The organism is Pseudomonas sp. So3.2b (genome assembly GCF_019464415.1).
Classification (GTDB): Bacteria; Pseudomonadota; Gammaproteobacteria; order Pseudomonadales; family Pseudomonadaceae; genus Aquipseudomonas; species Aquipseudomonas shahriarae.
In genome coordinates this window covers 5,340,648-5,363,711 of record NZ_CP080494.1, presented here as the reverse complement: position 1 = coordinate 5,363,711, position 23,064 = coordinate 5,340,648, and the positions used below count along the sequence as shown (strand labels likewise).

The following is a 23,064-nucleotide window of genomic DNA, read 5'->3' as shown; positions in this document are numbered from 1 at the left end:
CTTGATCTGCCGTCCGACTATTACCTTGAGGGTCGCCTGACATGGAGCGTCTACAACGCTTTTTTGCCGCACTGACCCGTTGGGGCCTTGGCCTGTGTGCATTGCTGTTGGTACTGGCGGCGGTCTACGTCAGCCTGGGCCGTGAATTGACGCCATTGGTGGCGGAGTACCGTGCCGAAGTCGAGGCCAAGGCGCAGGCGGCGGTCGACATGCCCCTGAGCATTGGCAGCCTGGAAGGGCGCTGGAGCGGCTTTGCCCCGGTCTTGCTGGCCCATGACGTGATGGTCGGCGAGGGCAGCAGTGCCTTGCGCCTGGACCAGGTGCAAGTGGTGCCCGATCTCTGGGCCAGCTTGCTGGCGTGGGATGTGCGCATTGCCCACTTGGAAGTCAGCGGATTGCAGCTCAGTGTCAAGGAGGACCAGGACGGCCGTTGGGCGCTGCAAGGCCTGCCTGTGCAGGACGACCAGCCCCTGGACCCGGAACGACTGCTCACGCGCATGCAAGCGGTGGCGAAGATTTCGCTGCTCGACAGCCAGGTCACTTTGCAACCGTTTGAACAAGCGCCGCTGACCTTGACCTATGTGGGCCTGAGCCTGCAAACCGGTGCCACCCGCCAACGCCTGGATGCACGCCTGACCTTGCCCGATGGGCAGCCGCTGGCCCTCAGCCTGCGCACGCGGATCCGCGCTAGCCAGTGGCGCGATGGTGAAGTCCAGGCCTACCTGAGCCTGCCCCAGAGCAATTGGGCGCAATGGATTCCGGCGAAGTTGACCCGGGACTGGAAACTCAATGAGCTGAAAGCCGGCGGCGAACTCTGGCTGACCTGGGCCGGCGGAGCGCTGCAAAGCGCCGCCGCGCGGCTCAATGCGCCGCAAGTGAAGGTGCGGTATGCCCAGCGCAAACCCGTGAGCATCCACAACCTGGGCCTGACGGCCTACCTGCAACGCAGTGACCGCGGCCTTAAGGTGGTCTTCGACTCGCTGGCCATGAACCTGGGCGACACCCGTTGGGAGTCGCACCTGCAATTGCAGCAAACCCTGGCCACCGACAAGGCCCAGGAAACCTGGAACCTTCAGGCCGACCGCCTGGACCTGACGCCGATCACCCCCTTGCTCAACGCCCTGGCACCATTGCCCGAGGGGGTTGCCAAGACCGTCGAAGCGTTGAAAGCCACGGGCGTGCTGCGCAATGTCCTGGTGGATTATCGTCCCCAGGAGACGGGCGATCAGCGCATCAGCTTTGCCGCCAACCTCGAGCGGGTGGGCTTTGATGCGTATTTCGGCGCACCGGCGGCCCGCAATGTCTCCGGCAGCATCAGCGGCGACCTGGGCCAGGGCGAGCTGCGCATGGACAGCAAGGACTTTGCCTTGCACCTGTACCCGATTTTCGCCAAGCCCTGGCAGTACATCCAGGCCAACGCGCGCCTGACGTGGAAGCTGGATGAACAAGGCTTCACGCTGATCGCACCGTATATCAAGGTGCTGGGGGAAGAGGGCAAGGTCGCGGCGGACTTCCTGATTCGCCTGCATTTCGATCATAGCCAGGAAGACTACATGGACCTGCGGGTCGGCATGGTCGATGGCGATGGACGCTTTACCCCCAAATACCTGCCGGCGGTGTTGAGCCCGGCCCTGGATGAATGGCTGCGTACGGCCATTCTCAAGGGCGCGGTCGATGAAGGCTTCTTCCAGTATCAAGGTTCGTTGAACCACGATGCGGTGACGGCGGCGCGCAATATCAGCCTGTTCTTCAAGGTGCATGACGCCGAGCTGGCGTTCCAGCCTGGCTGGCCCCATGTGAGCAAGGTGACCGGTGAAGTGTTTGTCGAAGAAACCGGTGTGCGCATCCTGGCCAGCAAGGGGCAATTGCTCGACACCAAGGTCAAGGATATCTACGTCAACATTCCCCATGCGCTTCCTGGCCATGACAGTCATCTGCTGCTGACGGGCGGGTTTGCCGGTGGGCTGGGTGACGGCCTGAAGATCCTGCAGGAAGCCCCCATCGGCACGGCGTCGACGTTTGCCGGCTGGAAAGGCGAGGGCGACCTGCAAGGTTCACTCGACCTGGACATCCCCCTGGCCAAAGGCACCGAGCCGAAAATCGTGGTGGACTTCAAGACTGACAAGGCGCACCTGCAACTGGCCGAGCCGACCCTGGACCTGAACCAGCTCAAGGGCGAATTCCGCTTCGACAGCACCAAGGGCCTGAGTGGCCAGAACATCAGTGCCCAGGCCTTTGACCGGCCGATCACGGCGCAGATTGCTGCCGGTGGCAAGCCGGGCAATCTCAGCACGCGGGTCACCGCCAAGGGCCAGGTGACGGTCAAGCGCCTCACCGACTGGCTGAAAGTCGGCCAGCCGCTGCCGGTGTCCGGGGATATCCCGTATCAACTGCAACTGGACCTGGACGGTGCCGACAGCCAGTTGCGGGTCAGTTCCAACCTCAAGGGCGTGGCGGTGGATTTGCCTGCTCCGTTTGGCATGTCCGCCGGTCAGGGCCGCGCCAGTGTGTTCCGCATGACCTTGCAGGGCGCAGAGCGACGCTACTGGTTTGATTACGGCGAGCTGGCGAACTTTACCTTTGCAGCCCCGGCGAACAACTTTGCCCAGGGCCGTGGCGAACTGTTCCTCGGGGATGGCGATGCCTTGCTGCCCGGTGGCAAGGGCCTGCGGATTCGCGGGGTGCTGTCGGAGCTGGATATAGATCCGTGGAAGAAACTGGTGGACCGCTACGCCGGCAATGATCCGAGTGGCAATGCCAAGCAACTGTTGAGCAGTGCCGATTTCAAGATCGGCAAGCTGACAGGCTTTGGTACTCAATTCGACCAGGTCAGCCTGCAACTGGAGCGCAAGCCCGCGGCCTGGGGGCTGCAGCTCGACAGCCAGCAAGCCAAGGGGGCTATTGGCCTGCCGGATGCCAAGGGCGCACCCATCGCCATCAATCTGCAATACGTGAAGCTACCGGCGGTTGACCCCACGGTACAGGCCGACGAGAACGCGCCTGATCCCCTGGCGAACATTGATCCCAAGGACATTCCGGCGCTGGATATTTCCATTGGCCAGTTGTTGCAGGGGCCCGACTTGATCGGTGCCTGGTCCTTGAAGGTGCGCCCGACGGCCAAGGGCATGGCCTTCAACAACCTCGACCTGGGCCTCAAGGGTATGCGGCTCAAGGGGGCCGGTGGCTGGGAAGGGGCGCCGGGCGCCAGCAGCAGTTGGTACAAGGGGCGCCTGGACGGCAAGAATATCGCCGATGTGCTTAAAGGCTGGGGCTTCGCGCCCACCGTGACCAGCCAGAGCTTCCATCTGGATGTTGATGGACGCTGGCCGGGTTCGCCTGCGTGGGTTGGGCCCAAGCGGTTTTCCGGGAGCCTGGATGCATCGTTCCGCAAGGGCCAGTTTGTCGAGGTCGAGGGCGGTGCCCAGGCGTTGCGGGTGTTTGGTCTGCTGAACTTCAACTCGATTGGCCGGCGTTTGCGCCTGGACTTCTCGGACTTGCTCGGCAAGGGCCTGAGCTACGATCGGGTCAAGGGCCTGCTGGCCGCCAGCAATGGTGTGTTTGTGACCCGTGAGCCGATTGTTCTCACCGGGCCGTCGAGCAACCTGGAGCTTAACGGCACGCTGGACCTGGTGGCTGACCGTGTCGATGCCAAGTTGCTGGTGACCCTGCCGGTGACCAACAACCTGCCGATCGCCGCGTTGATCGTGGGGGCACCGGCCATTGGCGGCGCACTGTTCCTGATCGACAAACTGATTGGCGATCGGGTCTCGCGTTTTGCCAGCGTCCAGTACAAGGTGGAAGGGCCATGGAAAGATCCAAAAATCACCTTCGACAAGCCATTTGAAAAACCGCAATAAGCCCCTGTGGAGTAGCATGGCCCCATGCTTTTTATGGAGTGTCGGCCCATGTCCTTTGCGGTAATCCAGATGGTCAGCCAGAGTGATGTTCTGGCCAACCTGGCCCAGGCCCGGCGGTTGCTGGAGCAGGCGGCGGCGGGGGGCGCGCAACTGGCAGTGCTGCCGGAAAACTTCGCCGCCATGGGCCGCCGTGACGTGGCCGCTATCGGCCACGCCGAAGCTGTGGGCGAGGGGCCGATCCTGCCGTGGTTGAAACTGGCCGCCCGTGACCTCAACTTATGGATAGTGGCCGGTACCTTGCCGTTGCCCCCGCTCGGGCAGCCCGACGCCAAGTCCAATGCGTGCTCGCTGTTGATCGACGCGCAGGGGCAGATTGTGGCGCGCTACGACAAGCTGCATCTATTCGACGTGGACGTGGCGGATGCGCGCGGTCGTTATCGCGAATCTGACGACTATGCTTACGGTAACCAGGTAGTGGTGGCCGATACGCCGGTTGGGCGCCTGGGGCTGACGGTCTGTTATGACCTGCGCTTCCCCGAGTTGTACAGCGAATTGCGTGCGGCGGGGGCCGAATTGATTACTGCGCCTTCGGCCTTTACGGCGGTAACGGGGGCTGCGCACTGGGATGTGCTGATCCGGGCCCGGGCCATAGAAACCCAGTGCTATCTGCTGGCGGCCGCCCAGGGCGGTGTGCATCCGGGGCCACGGGAAACATTTGGCCATGGGGCAATTATCGACCCATGGGGGCGCGTACTGGCGCAACAAGATCAAGGCGAAGCGGTGTTGTTGGCCGAACGCGATAGCAGCGAACAAGCGTCGATACGGGCGCGCATGCCGGTGGCAGGCCACCGGCGCTTTTTCTCGCAGGGCGCACAGCGACCTGCTTCAGAACGATGAATTTAAGGCCGAACCTATGAGCGAGTTGTTGTCCTCAGTCAGTGAACACCTCCTGGCGCCCGGTGGCGTGACCATCGAAAGTCTGCAAACCGTACTGGGTGACCTGGCCGGGCCGGGTATTGATGCTGCAGACCTGTATTTCCAGGGGCAGATTTCCGAGTCATGGTCCCTGGAAGACGGGATCGTCAAGGACGGCAGCTTCAACCTTGACCAAGGGGTTGGCGTGCGCGCGCAGTCCGGTGAGAAGACCGGCTTTGCTTATAGCAATGCCATCACCCTCGAAGCCCTGGGCCTGGCCGCCCGCGCGGCGCGTTCGATTTCCCGCGCCGGGCAGCACGGCACCGTGCAGGCGTTCAGTACCCAGGACGTGGCCCAGTTGTACGGCCCGGATAATCCACTGGAAGTAATGACCCGTGCCGAAAAGGTCGAGTTGCTCAAGCGTGTGGATGCTGCAACCCGGGCCCTCGACCCGCGTATCCAGCAAGTGAGCGTGAGCATGGCCGGGGTCTGGGAGCGCATCCTGGTGGCGTCCACCGATGGCAGCCTGGCGGCGGATGTGCGCCCGCTGGTGCGCTTTAATGTCAGTGTGATCGTCGAGCAGAACGGGCGTCGCGAGCGCGGCGGCCACGGTGGCGGTGGGCGTACGGATTATCGCTATTTCCTAACCGACGACCGCGCCATGGGCTACGCCCGCGAGGCGTTGCGCCAGGCGCTGGTCAACCTGGAAGCCATTCCGGCGCCAGCGGGTACGCTGCCGGTGGTCCTGGGTTCGGGCTGGTCCGGGGTTTTGCTGCATGAAGCGGTGGGGCATGGCCTGGAAGGTGACTTCAACCGCAAGGGCAGCTCCGCCTACAGCGGGCGCATGGGCGAAATGGTCGCCTCCAAGCTCTGCACCATTGTCGACGACGGTACATTGGCCGGTCGCCGTGGTTCCCTGAGCGTCGACGACGAAGGTACGCCGACCGAGTGCACCACGTTGATCGAAAATGGCGTGCTCAAGGGCTATATGCAAGACAAGCTCAACGCGCGCCTGATGGGCGTGGCGCGTACCGGCAACGGCCGTCGCGAGTCCTACGCGCATTTGCCGATGCCGCGCATGACCAACACCTACATGCTCGCGGGCGAAAGCGACCCGGCAGAGATCATTGCCTCGGTGAAGCGTGGGATCTATTGCGCCAATCTTGGTGGCGGCCAGGTGGATATCACCAGCGGCAAGTTTGTGTTCTCCACCAGCGAAGCCTATCTGATCGAAGACGGCAAGATCACCGCGCCGGTCAAGGGTGCAACCCTGATTGGCAACGGCCCGGAAGCCATGAGCAAGGTGTCGATGGTCGGTAACGACCTGGCGCTGGACAGCGGTGTGGGGATGTGTGGCAAGGATGGGCAGTCGGTGCCGGTGGGTGTCGGCCAGCCAACCCTGAAAATTGATGCGATCACCGTGGGTGGTACGGGGTCGTAAGGCGTGGAGCTTCGGGTGGCGAAGATCGCCACCCGGGGAAGAGGATCAGCGCAGGCCGCGTTGAGTCTCGTCCAGCTCACGGATGTACTTGAAGATTTTACGGCTGGTGGCCGGCGCCTTGTTCTGTGCCAGTTCGTGCTGGGCCTGACGGATCAGGGAGCGCAGTTGCTGGCGGTCGGCGTCCGGATAGTCCAGGACGAACTTCTCCAATACAGCGTCGTCACCGCCGATCAGGCGGTCACGCCAACGTTCCAGGTTATGGAAACGTTCGTTGTATTGGCGGGTGGAAGCATCGAGTTGATCGAGCAAAGTCAGAATGGCGTCAGTGTCCTGGTCGCGCATCAGCTTGCCGATAAACATGATGTGCCGTTTACGCGCGATATTCGCGGTGTGCTTGGGTGCATCCGCCAAGGCCCGGCGCATTTCGTCGGTCAGTGGCAGTTTGGCAATCAAGTCCGGCTTGAGTGTTGTAAGGCGCTCGCCGAGATCAACCAGAGCATGCAGCTCGCGTTTGACCTGGGTTTTGCTTTTCTCCCCATCGAGGGAGTCGTCGTAAGAATCAACCATGGTGGCAGTCCGCAAAGAAACGCCGCCATGATAACCAGTCGGGGGCCGCTTGTCCGGCCCGGTCGCTCGATGGCCTTAACCGAAAGCAGAATTTGAGTGGAGAGAACCATGAGTGCAGCCCAAAGCGTCGGTCCACAAGCGTTACCGGCACTGCAGGAACAAGTTGAGCAGATCATCGCCGAGGCCAAGCGCCAGGGCGCCAGTGCCTGTGAAGTGGCGGTGTCGCTGGAGCAGGGCCTGTCGACTTCGGTACGCCAGCGGGAAGTGGAAACCGTTGAGTTCAACCGCGACCAGGGTTTTGGCATCACCTTGTATGTGGGGCAGCGCAAAGGCTCGGCCAGCACTTCGGCCAGCGGCCCGGAAGCGATTCGCGAGACGGTTGCCGCCGCACTGGCGATTGCCAAGCACACCTCCGAAGACGAGGCCTCGGGTTTGGCGGATGCGGCCTTGATGGCGCGGGATCTCAAGGATTTCGACCTGTTTCACGCCTGGGATATCACTCCCGAGCAGGCCATCGAAAAGGCCCTGGCCTGCGAAGCCGCGGCGTTTGATGCCGACAGCCGGATCAAGAATGCCGATGGCACCACCCTGAGCACCCACCAGGGTTGCCGGGTGTATGGCAACAGCCACGGGTTTATCGGCGGCTATGCGTCGACGCGCCATAGCTTGAGCTGCGTGATGATCGCCGAGGCCGATGGCCAGATGCAGCGTGACTACTGGTATGACGTGAGTCGCCAGGGTGAGCTGTTGGCGGACCCGGTGAGCATCGGCCAGCGCGCCGCGCAACGGGCGGCGAGCCGCCTGGGTGCGCGCCCGGTGCCGACGTGCGAAGTGCCGGTGTTGTTTTCGGCGGAACTGGCGGGTGGTCTGTTCGGCAGCTTTCTCGGGGCGATTTCCGGGGGTAATCTGTACCGCAAATCGTCGTTCCTTGAAGGCGCGCTGGGGCAGAAGCTGTTTCCGGAGTGGCTGACCCTGGACGAACGCCCGCACCTGATGCGCGCCATGGGCAGCTCGGCCTTTGATGGCGACGGCCTGGCAACCTACGCCAAGCCGTTTGTCGAGAACGGTGAGCTGGTGTCCTACGTGCTTGGCACCTACGCCGGGCGCAAGCTCGGTCTGCCGAGTACCGCCAACTCCGGTGGGGTTCACAACCTGTTCGTGACCCATGGCGACGAAGACCAGGCGGCGCTCCTGCGGCGCATGGGCCGTGGTTTGCTGGTGACCGAGCTGATGGGCCACGGCTTGAACATGGTGACGGGCGATTATTCCCGAGGCGCGGCGGGGTTCTGGGTGGAGAATGGCGAAATCCAGTTCGCGGTCCAGGAAGTGACCATCGCCGGCAATATGCGCGACATGTTCAAGCAGATCGTCGCCGTGGGTAACGATCTGGAATTGCGCAGCAATATCCGCACCGGCTCGGTGCTGATCGAACGCATGACCGTCGCCGGCAGCTAAGCCGCAACCCGTTACACAACAGCGCCACCCCCAGGGTGGCGCTTTTTTTTGCCTGGAATATCACAAGGCCGACAAAGGTATCGGTTCAATAGCTTGTTTTGATTCTCAATATCATTTAATAATAAATATCATTATCGAGTGAGCATGGGTCATGAGTTCTGTCCTGCACGAGGATCCCTACCTGGAAAGCTGGCGCTGGATGAGTCGTCAGATTCGCTGCGGGCTCAACCCTGACGAGCCGCGCCTGATCGAACACTACCTCAGCGAAGGCCGCTATCTGGCCTGTTGCACGGCCACGCACCCGTGGACCATCGCCGAAACCTCGTTCCGCCTGCTGCTCGACACCGCCACCGATATCGCCTTGCCCTGGCATTGGCGCTCCACATGCCTGGACCAGGCCTGGCGCCCGCTGCGCGACCTGGAAAACCTGTCTCACTGTGCCTGCCGCCTCAAGCGCTGGCAGACCTTTGCCTGGCAATTGGCGACTTGCGAACTGCAACCTTCGATTTCTCACTCCGACTTGGTGCAAGGATCTTCCGATGAGTAACACCCGTATCGAACGCGACAGCATGGGCGAACTACAGGTACCGGCCGACGCGTTGTATGGCGCGCAAACCCAGCGTGCGGTGGATAACTTCCCGATCAGCCGCCAGCGCATGCCGACCCAGTTCATCCGCGCCCTGATCCTGGCCAAGGCCGCCGCCGCCAAGGCCAACGTCGATCTCAAGCAGATCAGCGCAAGCCAGGGCAAAGCCATCGTCGACGCCGCCCAAGGCTTGCTGGAAGGCGACTTCATGCAGCACTTCCCAGTGGATATTTTCCAGACCGGCTCCGGCACCAGCTCCAACATGAACGCCAACGAAGTGATTGCGACCCTGGCCAGCCGCCTGCTGGGCGAGCCGGTCAACCCCAATGACCACGTCAATTGCGGGCAAAGCAGCAACGACATCATCCCGACCACCATTCACGTCAGCGCCGCGCTGGTGCTGCATGAACAGACGTTGCCGGCGTTGCTGCATCTGGTTGCGGTGATCGAGCGCAAGGCGGTGGAAGTTCATCCGTTCATCAAGACCGGGCGTACTCACCTGATGGACGCCATGCCGGTGCGCATGAGCCAGGTGCTTGAAGGATGGGCGCAGCAACTCAAGGCCAATATCGCGCACTTGCAGGGCTTGCTGCCAAGCCTGCAGGCCCTGGCTCAGGGCGGCACGGCCGTTGGCACCGGTATCAACGCGCATCCTGAGTTTGCTGCGCGTTTCAGTCAGCAGTTGAGCAGCCTGACCCAGGTGCAGTTCACTCCGGGCAAGAACCTGTTTGCTCTGATCGGCTCCCAGGACACCGCCGTTGCCGTCTCCGGCCAACTCAAAGCGATTGCCGTGTCGCTGATGAAAATCGCCAACGACTTGCGCTGGATGAACTCCGGCCCCCTTGCCGGTCTCGGTGAAATCGAACTCGAAGGTCTGCAGCCGGGCTCGTCGATCATGCCGGGCAAGGTCAACCCGGTGATTCCAGAGGCTACGGCCATGGTCGCGGCCCAGGTGATCGGCAATGACAGCGTAATCACCATCGCCGGTCAGTCCGGCAACTTCGAACTCAACGTGATGCTGCCGATCATCGCCCAGAACCTGCTCAACAGCCTGGAACTGTTGGCCAACTCCAGCCGTCTGCTGGCAGACAAGGCCATCGCCAGCTTCAAGGTCAACGAACCCAAGCTCAAGGAAGCGCTGTCGCGTAACCCGATCCTGGTTACCGCACTCAACCCGATCATTGGTTACCAAAAGGCCGCTGAAATCGCCAAGAAAGCCTATCAACAAGGCCGGCCGGTGATTGATGTGGCGCTTGAGCACACCGACTTGCCCCGCAGCCAACTGGAAATCCTCCTGGATCCGGAAAAGCTCACGGCGGGTGGCGTGTAATCACCGACCCTGCTTTGGAGGCTCACCATGGAGCATTGGAAACGCACGATCGAACGGGCCAATCACTGCTTTATGCAGGGCGAACTGGTGGATGCCCGCGAGCATTACCTGCAAGCCCTGGCCCTGGCCCAAGTGTTGTTCGAGCGCTGGGGTGATGCCGACGAAGCCGTAGCCGCTTGCGTCATTTCCCATCACAACCTGGCGGACCTGCACCTGCGCCTGAACCAGCCGGAAGAAAGCGCGGAATACCTCTGCGCCATTCACCAGCGCTTGCTGCAGACCATGCAGGACACCCGGCTGCCTCAGCCCCTGCGCGAGGCGGCCTTGCGCCAGAGCAGCAAGACCTACGTCGAACTGTTGAATTTCATCAGCGATCACGGTGAATACCCCCGTACCCATCGCTTGCTAGGCAGCCATACGGCGTCGACGGATGCGCCGACCCGCAACAGCCCTTTTTATGGAGCACATTGATATGTCCTACACCTTGCCTGCCTTGCCTTACGCCTACGATGCCCTGGAGCCGCATATTGATGCGCAAACCATGGAAATCCACTACACCAAGCACCACCAGACCTACATCAATAACCTCAATGCGGCGGTCGAAGGCACTGAGTTTGCTGGCTGGCCCATCGAGAAACTGGTCTCCAGCGTCCAGCAACTGCCGGAAAAGCTGCGCGCAGCGGTGATTAACCAGGGGGGCGGGCATGCCAACCACTCATTGTTCTGGGCAGTCATGTCACCCAAGGGCGGCGGCAAGCCCGAAGGTGCCCTGGGCCAGGCGATTGATGAGCAGCTGGGTGGGTTTGACGCCTTCAAGGAGGCCTTTACCAAAGCTGCGCTGACCCGCTTCGGCAGTGGCTGGGCCTGGTTGAGCGTGACCCCGCAAAAGACCCTGGTAGTCGAGAGCAGTGGCAACCAGGACAGCCCGTTGATGAATGGCAATACGCCGATCCTCGGTCTGGACGTGTGGGAGCACGCCTACTACCTGCTTTATCAGAACCGCCGTCCTGAATACATCAACGCCTTCTACAGTGTTATCAACTGGCCGGAAGTCGCTGAGCGCTACCAGGCGGCCCTCGCTTAATGACCTTTCATAACAAGACTTAAGGCCGACTATGGGCACTGAAACACTGGCGATCAGCAGCGTACGAATGTTTCGTTATGCGTTTGGCTCGCTGCTGCTGTTGGCGGGAATGGCATTGCTGGTGGCCCACGGGCTGGCCTGGCTGAACCTGGAGCCGCGGATCCTGCGCGCACTGCAAGGTGGCGCAATCTGCGCCCTGGGTACGGCGCTGGGGGCGGTGCCGGTGCTGGTGATCCGGCGGATGCCGTTAGCGGTCAGCGATACGTTGCTGGGCTTCGGTGCTGGCGTGATGCTCGCGGCGACCGCGTTTTCGCTGGTCGTGCCAGGGGTCGCCGCCGCCGAAAACCTGGGGCTCACTCCCTGGGCGTCCAGCGGCCTGGTCAGCTTCGGCATCATGCTCGGTGCCTTCGGCCTGTTTCTGGTGGACCGCAAGGTCTCCGGTGCCAGCCCGGAGATGCTGGTCGGTACGCCCGATAAACCGGTGATCCCGCCGCGTATCTGGCTGTTTGTGTTCGCGATCATTGCCCACAATATTCCCGAAGGCATGGCGGTAGGCGTCTCGGCGGGTGGCGGTATGCCCGATGCCGACAGCCTGGCCATGGGCATTGCCTTGCAGGATGTGCCGGAAGGGCTGGTGATTGCGCTGGTGCTGGCAGGGGCGGGGATGTCGCGGGTCAAGGCATTCCTGATTGGGGCGGCATCCGGCCTGGTAGAGCCGGTGTTTGCCGTGCTCTGTGCCTGGCTGGTCAGCCTGGCCGAGATGCTGCTGCCTCTGGGTTTGGCCCTTGCGGCCGGGGCGATGCTACTGGTGGTGACTCACGAAGTAATCCCCGAGTCGCGACGCAATGGCCATGACAAACTTGCCAGCCTGGGGTTGTGCATCGGGTTTTGCCTGATGATGGCCATGGATACAGCGCTGGGCTGATGCCTAACGCAAAAAGCAATGTGGCAGCTGGCTAGTGTGGGAGCTGGCTTGCTTGCGATGCAGACACCTCGGCATAAAAAATGTGGGAGCGGGCTTGCCCGCGATAGCGGTGTATCAGTCAAGTATGTATCGACTGACTCCCAGCTATCGCGGGCAAGCCCACTCCCACATTGATTTGTGCTGCATTCAGGAAAGAAGGGCTATTCGCCTTCATCGAAGTAGTTGTTGATCAACTTCACCAGCGCATCCAGCGCTTCCTGTTCCTGCTCACCCTCGGTCTTCAGATGAATCGTCGTGCCCTTGCCTGCGGCAAGCATCATCATGGCCATGATGCTTTTGCCATCGACCATGGACTCTGGCGTACGCCCGGCACGCACCTGGCAAGGAAACTGGCCCGCAACTCCGACGAACTTGGCCGACGCGCGGGCATGCAAGCCCAGTTTGTTGATGATTTCAATTTCCAGAGCGGGCATCGCGAAGGTGTTCCTTTCAGCTGAGGTCGCGGTGGCGAACCTGGACATTCTTGAGGGTTTGCTGCAAGACCTGGCCCAGGCGCTCGGTCAGGTAGACGGAGCGGTGATGCCCGCCGGTACAGCCGATAGCGATGGTGACATAGGCCCGGTTGCTGGCGGCAAAGCGCGGTAGCCACTTGAGCAGGTAGCTGGAGATGTCCTGGAACATCTCCTCGACATCCGGTTGCGCCGCCAGGTAATCGGCAACCGGTTGGTCCAGCCCGGACTGGTCGCGCAGTTCCGGCTTCCAGTAAGGATTGGGCAGGCAACGCACGTCAAATACCAGGTCGGCGTCTATCGGCATGCCCCGCTTGAAGCCAAAGGACTCAACAAGGAACGCGGTGCCGGGTTCCGGCTGGTTCAGCAGGCGCAGCTTGATGGCGTCACGCAGTTGGTAAAGGTTCAGGCTGGTGGTGTTGATCTTGAGGTCGGCCAGGTCAATGATCGGCCCCAGCAGCTTGGTCTCGTCCTCGATGGCTTCGGCCAGCGAGCGGTGCGGGCTGCTCAGTGGGTGGCGGCGACGGGTTTCCGAAAAGCGCTTGAGCAGCGTTTCTTCGTCGGCATCCAGGTACAGCACGTCGCAATGGATATGCTTGGCGCGTACCTCTTCGAGCAATTCCGGGAAACGCGTGAGGTGGCTGGGCAGGTTGCGTGCGTCAATGGACACGGCCACCAGCGGTTGTGCCAGCTCGGTATGGATCAGCGCACGTTCTGCCAGCTCGGGCAGCAGGCCGGCCGGCAAGTTGTCTATGCAATAGAAACCACTGTCCTCAAGCACATTGAGGGCCGTACTTTTACCTGAGCCGGAACGCCCGCTGACGATGATCAAACGCATGATTACTGCCCGCTTTGTTCATCCAGGACAACCTGATACAGCGCTTCATTGGTGCTGGCGCTACGCAGTTTCTTACGTACTTCGTCACGGTCAAGCATGCTGGCGATCTGCCGGAGCAGTTCCAGGTGTGCATCGGTGGCCGCTTCCGGGACCAGCAGGACGAACAGCAGGTCAACCGGGGCGCCGTCGATAGCGTCGAAATCAGTGGGGGCGTCCAGGTGCAACAGGGCGCTCACCGGTGTTTCACAGCCTTTTAGGCGGCAATGAGGAATAGCGATGCCGTTGCCAAAACCGGTCGAACCGAGTTTTTCACGGGCAATCAGAGCCTCGTATACATCTTGCATCACCAGCTCAGGCACTTCGCGGCTGATCAGGTTGGCAATCTGTTCGAGGGCTTTCTTTTTACTGCCACCCGGCGCGTTCACGAGTGAACGGCCGGGGGTCAGGATGGTTTCAAGTCGAATCATGGGTGGGGAGTGTTAGCGGCCTGTGCCTTGAAGAAGGCTCTGCTGCTTTTCCTTATGCTTTTTGATTTGGCGATCCAGCTTGTCGGTCAGGTCGTCAATGGCGGCATACATGTCTGAATGCTCTGCATTGGCGACTACTTCCCCGCCGGGTATACGCAAGGTGGCTTCGATTTTCTGCTTCAGCTTTTCGACAGACATGATGACTTGCACATTGGTGATCTTGTCGAAATGCCCCTCAATTCGTTTGAGTTTCTCGCTGATGTAGGCGCGCAGCGGTTCGGTCACTTCCAGTTGGTGTCCACTGATGTTGACTTGCATACAGCTTCTCCTTCGTTGCCAGTGCATAAAGCGGCGGGTAGGAGTACCCGCCACTGGAACGCTATGGCCCGCCCGTCACATCAATCGCTTACGCTCGCTGGAAGGCGCGATCCCAAGGGACTCGCGGTACTTGGCGACGGTTCGACGGGCGACCTGAATGCCTTGTGCCTCCAGTAAACCAGCGATCTTGCTGTCACTCAACGGCTTTTTCTGATTTTCCGCCGCAACCAGTTTTTTGATGATCGCGCGGATCGCCGTGGACGAGCATTCACCGCCTTCGGAGGTGCTGACGTGGCTGGAGAAAAAGTATTTCAGCTCATATATACCCCGTGGGGTATGCATGAATTTTTGGGTGGTGACCCGGGAAATGGTCGATTCGTGCATGCCCACTGCTTCGGCAATGTCATGCAGCACCAACGGTTTCATCGCCTCGTCGCCATATTCCAGGAAGCCGCGCTGATGCTCGACGATCTGGGTGGCCACTTTCATCAGGGTCTCGTTGCGGCTTTGCAGGCTCTTGATGAACCAGCGAGCCTCCTGCAACTGATTGCGCATGAAGGTGTTGTCGGCGCTGGTGTCGGCCCGGCGTACAAAACCTGCGTATTGCGGGTTGACCCGCAGGCGCGGCACTGATTCCTGGTTCAGCTCCACCAGCCAGCGCTCGTTGTCCTTGCGCACGATCACGTCGGGGACGACATACTCGGCTTCGCTGGACTCGATCTGCGAGCCGGGACGCGGGTTGAGGCTCTGTACCAGTTCGATGATCTGGCGCAGGTCATCTTCCTTGAGCTTCATCCGACGCATCAACTGGCTGTAGTCGCGGCTGCCCAGCAGGTCGATATAGTCGGTGACCAGGCGTTGGGCTTCGGCCAGCCACGGTGTCTTGGCGGGCAGTTGGCGCAGTTGCAGCAACAGGCACTCGCTGAGGTTGCGCGCGCCGATGCCGGCGGGCTCGAACTGCTGGATGCGGTGCAGGACCGCCTCGATTTCGTCCAGCTCGATGTCCAGTTCCGGGTCGAAAGCCTCGAGGATTTCTTCGAGGGTCTCGTCCAGATAGCCCTGATTGTTGATGCAGTCGATCAGGGTCACCGCGATCAAGCGATCGGTGTCGGACATCGGGGCAAGGTTCAGTTGCCACAGCAAGTGGCTCTGCAGGCTTTCGCCGACGGAGGTGCGGGTGGTGAAGTCCCACTCGTCATCGTCGTTGCTGGGCAGGCTGCTGGCGCTGGTCTGGTAGACATCTTCCCAGGCCGTATCCACCGGCAGTTCATTGGGAATACGTTCGTTCCATTCGCCTTCTTCCAGGTTATCCACCGTGGGTGCGGTTTCCTGGTAGGACGGCTCCTGGACGTCGGGATTGGGTTTTTGCTCTATGTTGTCGGCCAGTGGGTCGGCATTATCGAAGTCGTCGCCTTCTTCCTGGCGTTCGAGCATCGGGTTGGACTCCAGGGCCTCCTGGATTTCCTGTTGCAGGTCCAGGGTCGACAATTGGAGCAGGCGGATGGCCTGTTGCAGCTGCGGTGTCATCGTCAGCTGCTGGCCCATTCTCAGGACTAGCGATGGTTTCATGGCAGGGGCTTAACACCTTATTCGCCGGCGCAATGCGCCATCCACGACAGGGCGCGTGAGCGCCAAACATAAGCAAATTATATGCCTGATATCGGGGGCTTTGCCTAGAGCGCGGTAACAATAAAAACAATAAGGTTTTTATTGACTCCCGCGCCTGATGGCGAATGTCCTGACACCCCAGTGTTTACAGGCGGAACTCGTGCCCCAGATACACTTCCTTGACCAGTTCGTTGGCCAGGATGGTGGCGGAGTCGCCCTCGGCAATCAGTTGGCCGTCGTTGACGATATACGCGGTTTCGCAGATATCCAGGGTCTCACGCACGTTGTGGTCGGTGATCAGCACGCCGATCCCCTTGGCCTTGAGGTGATGGATGATCTGCTTGATGTCGCCTACCGAAATCGGGTCGACACCGGCGAAGGGTTCGTCCAGCAGGATGAACTTCGGTGCGGTGGCCAGGGCGCGGGCGATTTCCACGCGGCGCCGCTCGCCGCCGGACAGGCTCATGCCGAGGTTGTCGCGAATATGGTTGATGTGGAACTCCTGCAGCAGGCTTTCCAGCTCCTGGCGGCGTCCGTCGCGATCCAGTTCCTTGCGGGTTTCCAGGATCGCCATGATGTTGTCGGACACTGACAGTTTGCGGAAGATCGACGCCTCCTGGGGGAGATAGCCGATACCGGCCCGTGCACGGCCGTGCATCGGCTGGTGGCTCACGTCCAGGTCGTCGATCAATACACGGCCCTGGTCCGCCTGGACCAGGCCGACGATCATGTAGAAGCAGGTGGTCTTGCCGGCACCATTGGGGCCAAGCAGGCCGACGATCTGGCCGCTGTCGATCGACAGGCTGACGTCGCGCACGACCTGACGGCTTTTATAGGCCTTGGCCAGATGCTGGGCTTTCAGGGTCGCCATTACTGGGCCTTCTTCTTCGGCTGGATAACCATGTCGATGCGCGGACGTGGCGCAGTGACCTTGGTGCCATTGGCGCGGCCGGCAGTGGCGACCTGCTTGACGGTGTCATAGACGATTTTCTCGCCTTCGGTCGAGTTGCCGTCGCTGCTGATCACTTTGGCGCGGTCAGTCAGTACGATACGGTTCTGCGGCGCGTGATACTGGATGGTCACGCCATAGCCTTTGATCGGACCTGGATCGGCGGCGTTTTGCTTCTGTTCGAAATAGGCAAGGTTGCCCACCGAAGTCACGACGTCGATGTCGCCGGCCGGGGTACGGGTCAGGGTCACGGTGTTACCGGTAATCTTCATCGAACCTTGGGTGATGATGACGTCGCCCTTGTAGGTCGCGATACCTTGCTTGTCATCCAACTGCGCATCGTCAGCCTGGATGTGGATCGGTTGCTGGCTATCGTTCGGCAGAGCCCAGGCGCTCACGCTTCCCAGTGCTGCGCCCAGACCGAGCAAAATAGGGAGGGTTTTAACGAGCCTCATACTGTCCTCTTACGTTCGATAGCAGGTGTATCCTGCTTTCTTTCAAATACGCTTTCATTCCCTTGCCAGTCGATACACCGCCAGCGCCGTCGATTCTAACGTCTTGCTCGGTCTGCGCATATTGCTTCTGTGGGAATACGGTCATGCGACTGCTGGTAATGATGGTGTCGCGCTTCTGGGCGTCGGTGCGCGCAACACGCACCGAGTCGATCAGTTCCACTTCGGTGCCGTCCGGGTTGACCTCGCCACGCTTGCTGGTGACGTGCCACGGGAATTCGGTGCCGCGATACAGGTTCAGGTCCGGATTGGTCAGCAATGTGACCTCGGAAGCCTTCAGGTGTTCGACCTTGTCCGACGTCATTTCGTATTGCACCTTGCCGTCAGGCAGGAACTGCACGCTGTAGGCGTTGGTGGCGTAATAGTCGATAGCGCCCTGGTCGACCTGCGCAACAGGCTGGTCGAGGAAGCGCTCCGGGCTGATATTCCAGTAGCCCACAGCGAGGAACAGCGCGGCGATGGCTCCGAATATCAGGAAGTTGCGAATCTTTTTACTCAGCATAGAGGGCTCTATAAGTAGGCGGCGTGGGCCGCTTCAAGGCTGCCCTGGGCTCGCAGGATCAGTTCGCAGAACTCGCGGGCGGCGCCTTCGCCGCCACGGGCCTGGGTAATGCCGTGGGCGTGTTCGCGAACAAACGACGCGGCATTGGCTACAGCCATGCCCAGGCCGACGCGGCGAATCACCGGCAAGTCAGGCAAATCATCGCCCAGATAGGCGACCTGCTCATAGCTTAGGTTGAGTTTGCCAAGAAGCTCGTCCAGAACCACGAGTTTATCCTCACGGCCCTGGTAGAGGTAAGGAATCCCCAGGTTTTGTGCGCGGCGCTCCACGACCGGGGTCTTGCGACCACTGATGATCGCGGTTTGTACGCCAGAGGCCATCAGCATCTTGATGCCCTGGCCGTCCAGGGTATTGAACGTCTTGAATTCGCTGCCGTCTTCGAGGAAGTACAGGCGACCGTCGGTCAGCACGCCATCCACGTCGAAAATCGCCAGTTTGATGGCCTTGCCCCGTTGCAACAGGTCGGTGTTCATTTACATCACTCCCGCGCGCAGCAAATCGTGCATGTTCAGGGCGCCAATCGGGTGATCGGCATCATCGACCACCACCAGGGCGCCGATCTTGTGGTCTTCCATAATCTTCAGGGCTTCAGCCGCGAGCATTTCGGCGCGGGCGGTCTTGCCGTGAGGGGTCATGACCTGATCAATGGTGGCGGTATGGATATCAATGGTGCGGTCCAGGGTGCGACGCAGGTCACCGTCGGTGAAGACCCCGGCCAGGCGCCCGTCGGCCTCGAGGATCACGGTCATGCCCAGGCCCTTGCGGGTCATTTCCATCAAGGCATCCTTGAGCAGGGTGCCACGTTGTACCTGTGGCAGCTCGTCACCCGCATGCATCACGTTTTCCACTTTCAGCAGCAGGCGACGGCCGAGGGCGCCACCGGGGTGGGAAAAGGCGAAGTCTTCGGCGGTAAAACCACGGGCTTCCAGCAGGGCCACGGCCAGCGCGTCGCCCATGACCAGGGCGGCGGTGGTGGAGGAGGTGGGCGCCAGGTTAAGCGGGCAGGCCTCATGGGCTACATGTACATTCAGGTTCACTTCGGCGGCCTTGGCCAGCGTCGAGTCCGGGTTGCCGGTCATGCTGATCAGCTTGATGCCCAGGCGCTTGATCAGGGGCAGCAGGGTCACGATTTCGTTGGTGGTGCCTGAGTTGGACAGGGCGAGGATCACGTCATCGCGGGTGATCATGCCCATGTCACCATGGCTGGCTTCGGCCGGGTGCACGAAAAATGCCGTGGTGCCGGTACTGGCCAGGGTGGCGGCAATCTTGTTGCCGACATGGCCTGACTTGCCCATGCCGACCACGACAACCCGGCCTTTACTGGCCAGGATCATCTCGCAGGCGCGTACGAAATCTGCGTCGATATGGGCCAGCAAGCCTTCTACGGCTTCAAGCTCGAGGCGGATGGTGCGTTGTGCGGATTGAATAAGGTCGCTGGATTGGCTCATGTCTGAAATCGTATAGCCTGACGAAAAGTCGGCGATTATAGCGGTAATGATCAATTCCCTCACGCAAGTTCGTCAGGCGTTGTTCTACTTAAGAGTGAGATCGCTCTCAAATGCGCAATTACCTGTCCTCTTTCTGAACAAGCACAGCTCCGGCCTTGGGCGCTTTATGTCAGCAGTGATATAGTTCGCCGCCAGTTCGGTCCGCGCAGCGCACATGTGTCTAACTGTCGCAAGCAGTTGTCCCAAGCATGGTGTCTGAGTGAGAAGCTGCATCCCAAGGAGTTTAGATGAGTGCCGATAACGCCTACGCGGTCGAGCTGAAGGGTCTTTCCTTCAAGCGCGGTACGCGCAGCATCTTCAATAATGTCGATATTCGCATTCCCCGCGGCAAGGTGACGGGCATCATGGGCCCTTCCGGCTGCGGCAAGACGACCCTGCTGCGCCTGATGGGCATGCAACTGCGGCCTACCGCCGGGGAAGTCTGGGTCAATGGCCAGAACCTGCCGACCCTGTCGCGCAGCGATCTGTTCGATGCGCGCAAGCACATGGGTGTGCTGTTCCAGAGCGGTGCACTGTTCACCGACCTCGACGTTTTCGAAAACGTCGCGTTCCCGTTGCGGGTGCATACCCAACTGTCGGAAGAAATGATCCGTGACATTGTGTTGTTGAAGCTGCAGGCCGTAGGGCTTCGCGGTGCCATCGACCTGATGCCGGATGAGCTTTCTGGTGGTATGAAGCGGCGCGTGGCTCTGGCGCGGGCGATTGCCCTCGACCCGCAGATCCTCATGTATGACGAGCCGTTCGTCGGCCAGGACCCTATCGCCATGGGCGTATTGGTGCGCCTGATCCGCCTGCTCAATGACGCGCTGGGTATCACCAGCATCGTGGTGTCCCATGACTTGGCCGAAACCGCGAGCATTGCCGACTACCTCTATGTCGTCGGCGATGGCCAGGTATTGGGGCAGGGCACGCCTGAAGAACTGATGAACGCCGATAACCCGCGAATTCGCCAATTCATGACCGGCGACCCTGATGGCCCGGTGCCTTTTCATTTTCCGGCAGCGGATTACCGCGCAGATCTTCTGGGGAAGCGCTGATGCGCAAGACATCTTTAATCGAGAAGGTGCGCCTTTTCGGTCGTTCCGGCATCGACATTGTCGAAGTGCTCGGGCGTTCGACGATTTTCCTGTTTCACGCCTTGCTGGGCCGCGGTGGTATCGGCGGTGGTTTTGGCTTGCTGCTCAAGCAACTGCACTCGGTGGGCGTGATGTCCCTGGTGATCATTGTGGTTTCCGGGGTGTTCATCGGCATGGTGCTGGCGCTGCAGGGCTTCAATATCCTGTCCAGCTACGGTTCCGAGCAGGCGGTGGGGCAGATGGTTGCACTGACGCTGCTGCGTGAGCTGGGGCCGGTGGTCACCGCCTTGCTGTTTGCCGGTCGCGCCGGCTCTGCGTTGACCGCCGAGATCGGCAACATGAAGGCCACCGAGCAACTGTCCAGCCTGGAAATGATCGGCGTGGACCCGCTCAAGTACATTGTTGCCCCGCGCCTGTGGGCCGGCTTCATCTCCCTGCCACTGCTGGCAATGATTTTCAGCGTGGTCGGGATCTGGGGCGGTTCGTGGGTGGCGGTGGACTGGCTGGGGGTCTACGACGGCTCCTACTGGGCCAACATGCAAAACAGCGTGACCTTCAGCGGTGACGTGCTCAATGGCATTATCAAGAGCATCGTCTTCGCCTTCGTTGTGACTTGGATCGCCGTATTCCAGGGCTATGACTGTGAACCCACTTCAGAAGGGATCAGTCGAGCCACTACCAAGACCGTTGTGTACGCCTCGCTGGCGGTACTGGGCCTTGACTTCATTTTGACCGCCTTGATGTTTGGAGATTTCTGATGCAAAACCGCACTGTGGAAATCGGTGTAGGCCTTTTCTTGTTGGCTGGCATCCTGGCTTTGCTGTTGCTCGCCCTGCGAGTCAGCGGCTTGTCGGCCAGCTCGGGCGCCGATACCTATAAACTTTACGCCTACTTCGACAATATCGCCGGTTTGACGGTCAGATCCAAAGTGACCATGGCCGGTGTGACCATCGGCAAGGTCACAGCAATCGATCTGGACCGCGACAGCTTCACCGGCCGCGTGACCCTGCAACTGGACAAGAAGGTAGATAACCTGCCGACTGACTCCACAGCGTCCATCCTCACGGCCGGTCTGCTGGGCGAGAAGTACATCGGTATCAGCGTGGGCGGGGAAGAAGCCTTGCTCAAGGATGGTTCGACCATTCATGACACACAGTCGTCGTTGGTATTAGAGGACCTGATCGGTAAATTCCTGCTTAATACGGTTAGTAAAGACGCCAAATGAGGAGTTTGTTCATGATCTCAACCTTGCGACGTGGCCTGTTGGTGCTGTTGGCAGCCTTGCCATTGATGGCTAACGCCGTGGCGGCACCTTCGGCGCACGACATTATTGATAGAACCACCAAAGAGCTGCTGGCTGACCTTGCCGCGAACAAGGAACAGTACAAGCAGAGCCCAAGCGCGTTCTACGATGCCCTCAACGGTATCGTGGGTCCGGTGGTCGACGCTGACGGCATCTCGCGCAGCATCATGACCGTCAAGTATTCGCGTAAAGCTACGCCTGCGCAGATGCAGCGCTTCCAGGAAAACTTCAAGCGCAGCCTGATGCAGTTCTACGGCAACGCCCTGCTGGAATACAACAATCAGGGTATCGTCGTTTCCCCGGCCAAGGATGAGTCTGGCAACCGCACCAGCGTGGATATGCAGGTCAAGGGCAACAATGGCTCGATCTATCCGGTTTCCTACACCCTTGAGAAAATCAACGGCGAATGGAAAGTGCGCAACGTGATCATCAACGGCATCAACATCGGCAAGCTGTTCCGTGATCAGTTCGCCGATGCCATGCAGCGCAATGGCAACAACCTGGACAAGACCATTGATGGCTGGGCCGGCGAAGTGGCCAAGGCCAAGGAAGTGACCGAAGAAGCTGCAGAGAAGCAGGCCCCATGACTGAGTCGGCTGTTCGTCAAGGCCAGGCCGGCGAGCTGCTCCTCAGTGGCGTGCTCGACTACAGCACCGGGCCGGCCCTGCGTAAGCAGGGCCAGGCACTGATCAATGCCAGCACTGCGCCGGCATTGGTCCTCGATTGCTCGGCGGTGGTGAAGTCCAGCAGTGTTGGCTTGTCATTGCTCTTGTGTTTCCTACGTGACGCCGCGGCGGTCAACAAACCTGTCAGTATTCGCGCATTACCCGAGGATATGCGTGAAATTGCCCAGGTTTGCGGTCTGGCCGAGCTGTTGGCGCATCCTTAATACACATTATTGAAGAAGCCCCCCGTCAGAGTCCTGCTATGCGGGGTTCGCAGGCGCGGGGCTTTTTTGTATGATGTGCGACCCGCGCGCACTGGGCGCCGATAGAGGTTGAGCATGCAGGCCCTAGAAGTTAAAAGCTTCCTTGAAGGAAAGCTGCCGAATACTGAGGTTGCAGTTGAAGGCGAAGGCTGCAATTTCCAGCTGAACGTGATTAGCGATGAACTGGCGGCATTGAGCCCGGTCAAGCGTCAGCAGCAGATCTATGCCCATTTGAACCCGTGGATCACCGATGGCAGCATCCATGCGGTCACTATGAAATTTTTCAGCCGCGCGGCCTGGGCCGAGCGCACCTGAGCCCCCAAGGC

At 60.4% G+C, this 23,064-nt stretch carries 26 protein-coding genes; 15 read left to right on the top strand and 11 right to left on the bottom strand.

The genetic code is table 11. The features are described from left to right. The first annotated feature begins 41 nt into the window (after positions 1 to 41). Genes K1X80_RS24120 through tldD form a run of 3 tightly spaced genes read left to right on the top strand, consistent with a single transcriptional unit; the run spans position 42 to position 6,213 of the window. Positions 42 to 3,857, top strand: a complete 3,816-nt coding sequence (locus K1X80_RS24120) for a YhdP family protein (RefSeq protein ID WP_057958454.1) — start codon at positions 42 to 44, stop codon at positions 3,855 to 3,857. Between the two features lie 48 nt (positions 3,858 to 3,905). After that, positions 3,906 to 4,754 (top strand): carbon-nitrogen hydrolase family protein, encoded by an 849-nt coding sequence (locus K1X80_RS24115; protein WP_057958455.1) that lies wholly within the window; start codon positions 3,906 to 3,908, stop codon positions 4,752 to 4,754. Positions 4,755 to 4,770: 16 nt separating this feature from the next. Then, positions 4,771 to 6,213, top strand: coding sequence for a metalloprotease TldD (gene tldD / locus K1X80_RS24110; protein WP_057958456.1), 1,443 nt, complete (start codon positions 4,771 to 4,773; stop codon positions 6,211 to 6,213). Positions 6,214 to 6,258: 45 nt separating this feature from the next. Here the strand turns inward: tldD and yjgA are convergent, their stop codons facing one another. After that, positions 6,259 to 6,780, bottom strand: a complete 522-nt coding sequence (yjgA, locus tag K1X80_RS24105) for a ribosome biogenesis factor YjgA (RefSeq protein WP_029291815.1) — start codon at positions 6,778 to 6,780, stop codon at positions 6,259 to 6,261. 108 nt (positions 6,781 to 6,888) lie between these two features. Between yjgA and pmbA the strand changes: the two genes are divergently transcribed. The 6 genes from pmbA (at position 6,889) to K1X80_RS24075 (ending at position 12,160) form a co-directional block, all read left to right on the top strand. Continuing rightward, complete coding sequence (gene pmbA, locus K1X80_RS24100) at positions 6,889 to 8,235, top strand: metalloprotease PmbA (protein ID WP_057958457.1); 1,347 nt, start codon at positions 6,889 to 6,891, stop codon at positions 8,233 to 8,235. A 151-nt stretch (positions 8,236 to 8,386) separates the two neighbouring features. Beyond that, on the top strand, positions 8,387 to 8,782 hold the full coding sequence (locus K1X80_RS24095) for a hypothetical protein (RefSeq protein WP_057438105.1): 396 nt from the start codon (positions 8,387 to 8,389) through the stop codon (positions 8,780 to 8,782). After that, the gene (locus K1X80_RS24090; protein WP_216311925.1) at positions 8,775 to 10,151 is read left to right on the top strand and encodes a lyase family protein; all 1,377 of its coding nucleotides are present in this window, start codon (positions 8,775 to 8,777) and stop codon (positions 10,149 to 10,151) included. The genes K1X80_RS24095 and K1X80_RS24090 overlap by 8 nt, the downstream gene beginning before the upstream one ends. Positions 10,152 to 10,178: 27 nt before the next feature. Further along, positions 10,179 to 10,622 (top strand): hypothetical protein, encoded by a 444-nt coding sequence (locus K1X80_RS24085; protein WP_057958459.1) that lies wholly within the window; start codon positions 10,179 to 10,181, stop codon positions 10,620 to 10,622. 1 nt (position 10,623) lies between these two features. Further along, a complete protein-coding gene (locus K1X80_RS24080; RefSeq protein ID WP_057958460.1) occupies positions 10,624 to 11,235 on the top strand; it encodes a superoxide dismutase in 612 nt (203 codons plus the stop codon). Between the two features lie 31 nt (positions 11,236 to 11,266). Beyond that, positions 11,267 to 12,160, top strand: coding sequence for a ZIP family metal transporter (locus K1X80_RS24075; protein ID WP_057958461.1), 894 nt, complete (start codon positions 11,267 to 11,269; stop codon positions 12,158 to 12,160). A gap of 200 nt (positions 12,161 to 12,360) precedes the next feature. Here the strand turns inward: K1X80_RS24075 and K1X80_RS24070 are convergent, their stop codons facing one another. From K1X80_RS24070 to K1X80_RS24025, 10 genes are all read right to left on the bottom strand, one after another. Then, positions 12,361 to 12,633, bottom strand: a complete 273-nt coding sequence (locus K1X80_RS24070) for an HPr family phosphocarrier protein (RefSeq protein ID WP_057438107.1) — start codon at positions 12,631 to 12,633, stop codon at positions 12,361 to 12,363. 16 nt (positions 12,634 to 12,649) lie between these two features. Further along, positions 12,650 to 13,507 carry an RNase adapter RapZ gene (gene rapZ / locus K1X80_RS24065; protein ID WP_057958462.1) on the bottom strand — a complete coding sequence of 286 codons (858 nt, stop codon included), beginning with the start codon at positions 13,505 to 13,507 and terminating at the stop codon, positions 12,650 to 12,652. A gap of 2 nt (positions 13,508 to 13,509) precedes the next feature. After that, positions 13,510 to 13,974, bottom strand: a complete 465-nt coding sequence (gene ptsN, locus K1X80_RS24060; protein ID WP_057958463.1) for a PTS IIA-like nitrogen regulatory protein PtsN — start codon at positions 13,972 to 13,974, stop codon at positions 13,510 to 13,512. Positions 13,975 to 13,986: 12 nt separating this feature from the next. Next, complete coding sequence (hpf, locus tag K1X80_RS24055) at positions 13,987 to 14,292, bottom strand: ribosome hibernation-promoting factor, HPF/YfiA family (RefSeq protein WP_032860085.1); 306 nt, start codon at positions 14,290 to 14,292, stop codon at positions 13,987 to 13,989. A 75-nt stretch (positions 14,293 to 14,367) separates the two neighbouring features. After that, positions 14,368 to 15,861, bottom strand: coding sequence for an RNA polymerase factor sigma-54 (locus tag K1X80_RS24050; protein WP_057445159.1), 1,494 nt, complete (start codon positions 15,859 to 15,861; stop codon positions 14,368 to 14,370). A gap of 184 nt (positions 15,862 to 16,045) precedes the next feature. Continuing rightward, a complete protein-coding gene (lptB, locus tag K1X80_RS24045) occupies positions 16,046 to 16,771 on the bottom strand; it encodes an LPS export ABC transporter ATP-binding protein (RefSeq protein WP_029291791.1) in 726 nt (241 codons plus the stop codon). Then, positions 16,771 to 17,304, bottom strand: coding sequence for a lipopolysaccharide transport periplasmic protein LptA (gene lptA / locus K1X80_RS24040; protein ID WP_029291790.1), 534 nt, complete (start codon positions 17,302 to 17,304; stop codon positions 16,771 to 16,773). The genes lptB and lptA overlap by 1 nt, the downstream gene beginning before the upstream one ends. Continuing rightward, a complete protein-coding gene (gene lptC, locus K1X80_RS24035) occupies positions 17,291 to 17,863 on the bottom strand; it encodes an LPS export ABC transporter periplasmic protein LptC (RefSeq protein WP_057438113.1) in 573 nt (190 codons plus the stop codon). Before lptC ends, lptA begins: the two co-directional genes overlap by 14 nt. Positions 17,864 to 17,871: 8 nt before the next feature. Beyond that, a complete protein-coding gene (locus K1X80_RS24030; protein ID WP_029291786.1) occupies positions 17,872 to 18,396 on the bottom strand; it encodes an HAD family hydrolase in 525 nt (174 codons plus the stop codon). Beyond that, positions 18,397 to 19,371 (bottom strand): KpsF/GutQ family sugar-phosphate isomerase, encoded by a 975-nt coding sequence (locus K1X80_RS24025; RefSeq protein WP_115128986.1) that lies wholly within the window; start codon positions 19,369 to 19,371, stop codon positions 18,397 to 18,399. A gap of 287 nt (positions 19,372 to 19,658) precedes the next feature. Between K1X80_RS24025 and K1X80_RS24020 the strand changes: the two genes are divergently transcribed. The 6 genes from K1X80_RS24020 to K1X80_RS23995 all read left to right on the top strand — a co-directional run bounded on the left by K1X80_RS24020 (position 19,659) and on the right by K1X80_RS23995 (position 23,053). Further along, on the top strand, positions 19,659 to 20,468 hold the full coding sequence (locus K1X80_RS24020; RefSeq protein WP_038443322.1) for an ATP-binding cassette domain-containing protein: 810 nt from the start codon (positions 19,659 to 19,661) through the stop codon (positions 20,466 to 20,468). Then, positions 20,468 to 21,265 (top strand): lipid asymmetry maintenance ABC transporter permease subunit MlaE, encoded by a 798-nt coding sequence (gene mlaE / locus K1X80_RS24015; protein ID WP_029291779.1) that lies wholly within the window; start codon positions 20,468 to 20,470, stop codon positions 21,263 to 21,265. The genes K1X80_RS24020 and mlaE overlap by 1 nt, the downstream gene beginning before the upstream one ends. Continuing rightward, positions 21,265 to 21,732 (top strand): outer membrane lipid asymmetry maintenance protein MlaD, encoded by a 468-nt coding sequence (mlaD, locus tag K1X80_RS24010; RefSeq protein ID WP_057438115.1) that lies wholly within the window; start codon positions 21,265 to 21,267, stop codon positions 21,730 to 21,732. Before mlaE ends, mlaD begins: the two co-directional genes overlap by 1 nt. Before the next feature lie 11 nt (positions 21,733 to 21,743). Continuing rightward, positions 21,744 to 22,397, top strand: coding sequence for a phospholipid-binding protein MlaC (locus K1X80_RS24005; protein WP_057438117.1), 654 nt, complete (start codon positions 21,744 to 21,746; stop codon positions 22,395 to 22,397). Beyond that, the gene (locus K1X80_RS24000) at positions 22,394 to 22,699 is read left to right on the top strand and encodes a lipid asymmetry maintenance protein MlaB (protein ID WP_057958465.1); all 306 of its coding nucleotides are present in this window, start codon (positions 22,394 to 22,396) and stop codon (positions 22,697 to 22,699) included. The genes K1X80_RS24005 and K1X80_RS24000 overlap by 4 nt, the downstream gene beginning before the upstream one ends. 114 nt (positions 22,700 to 22,813) lie before the next feature. Then, positions 22,814 to 23,053, top strand: coding sequence for a BolA family protein (locus tag K1X80_RS23995; RefSeq protein ID WP_010567702.1), 240 nt, complete (start codon positions 22,814 to 22,816; stop codon positions 23,051 to 23,053). The last annotated feature ends 11 nt before the right edge of the window (positions 23,054 to 23,064 follow it).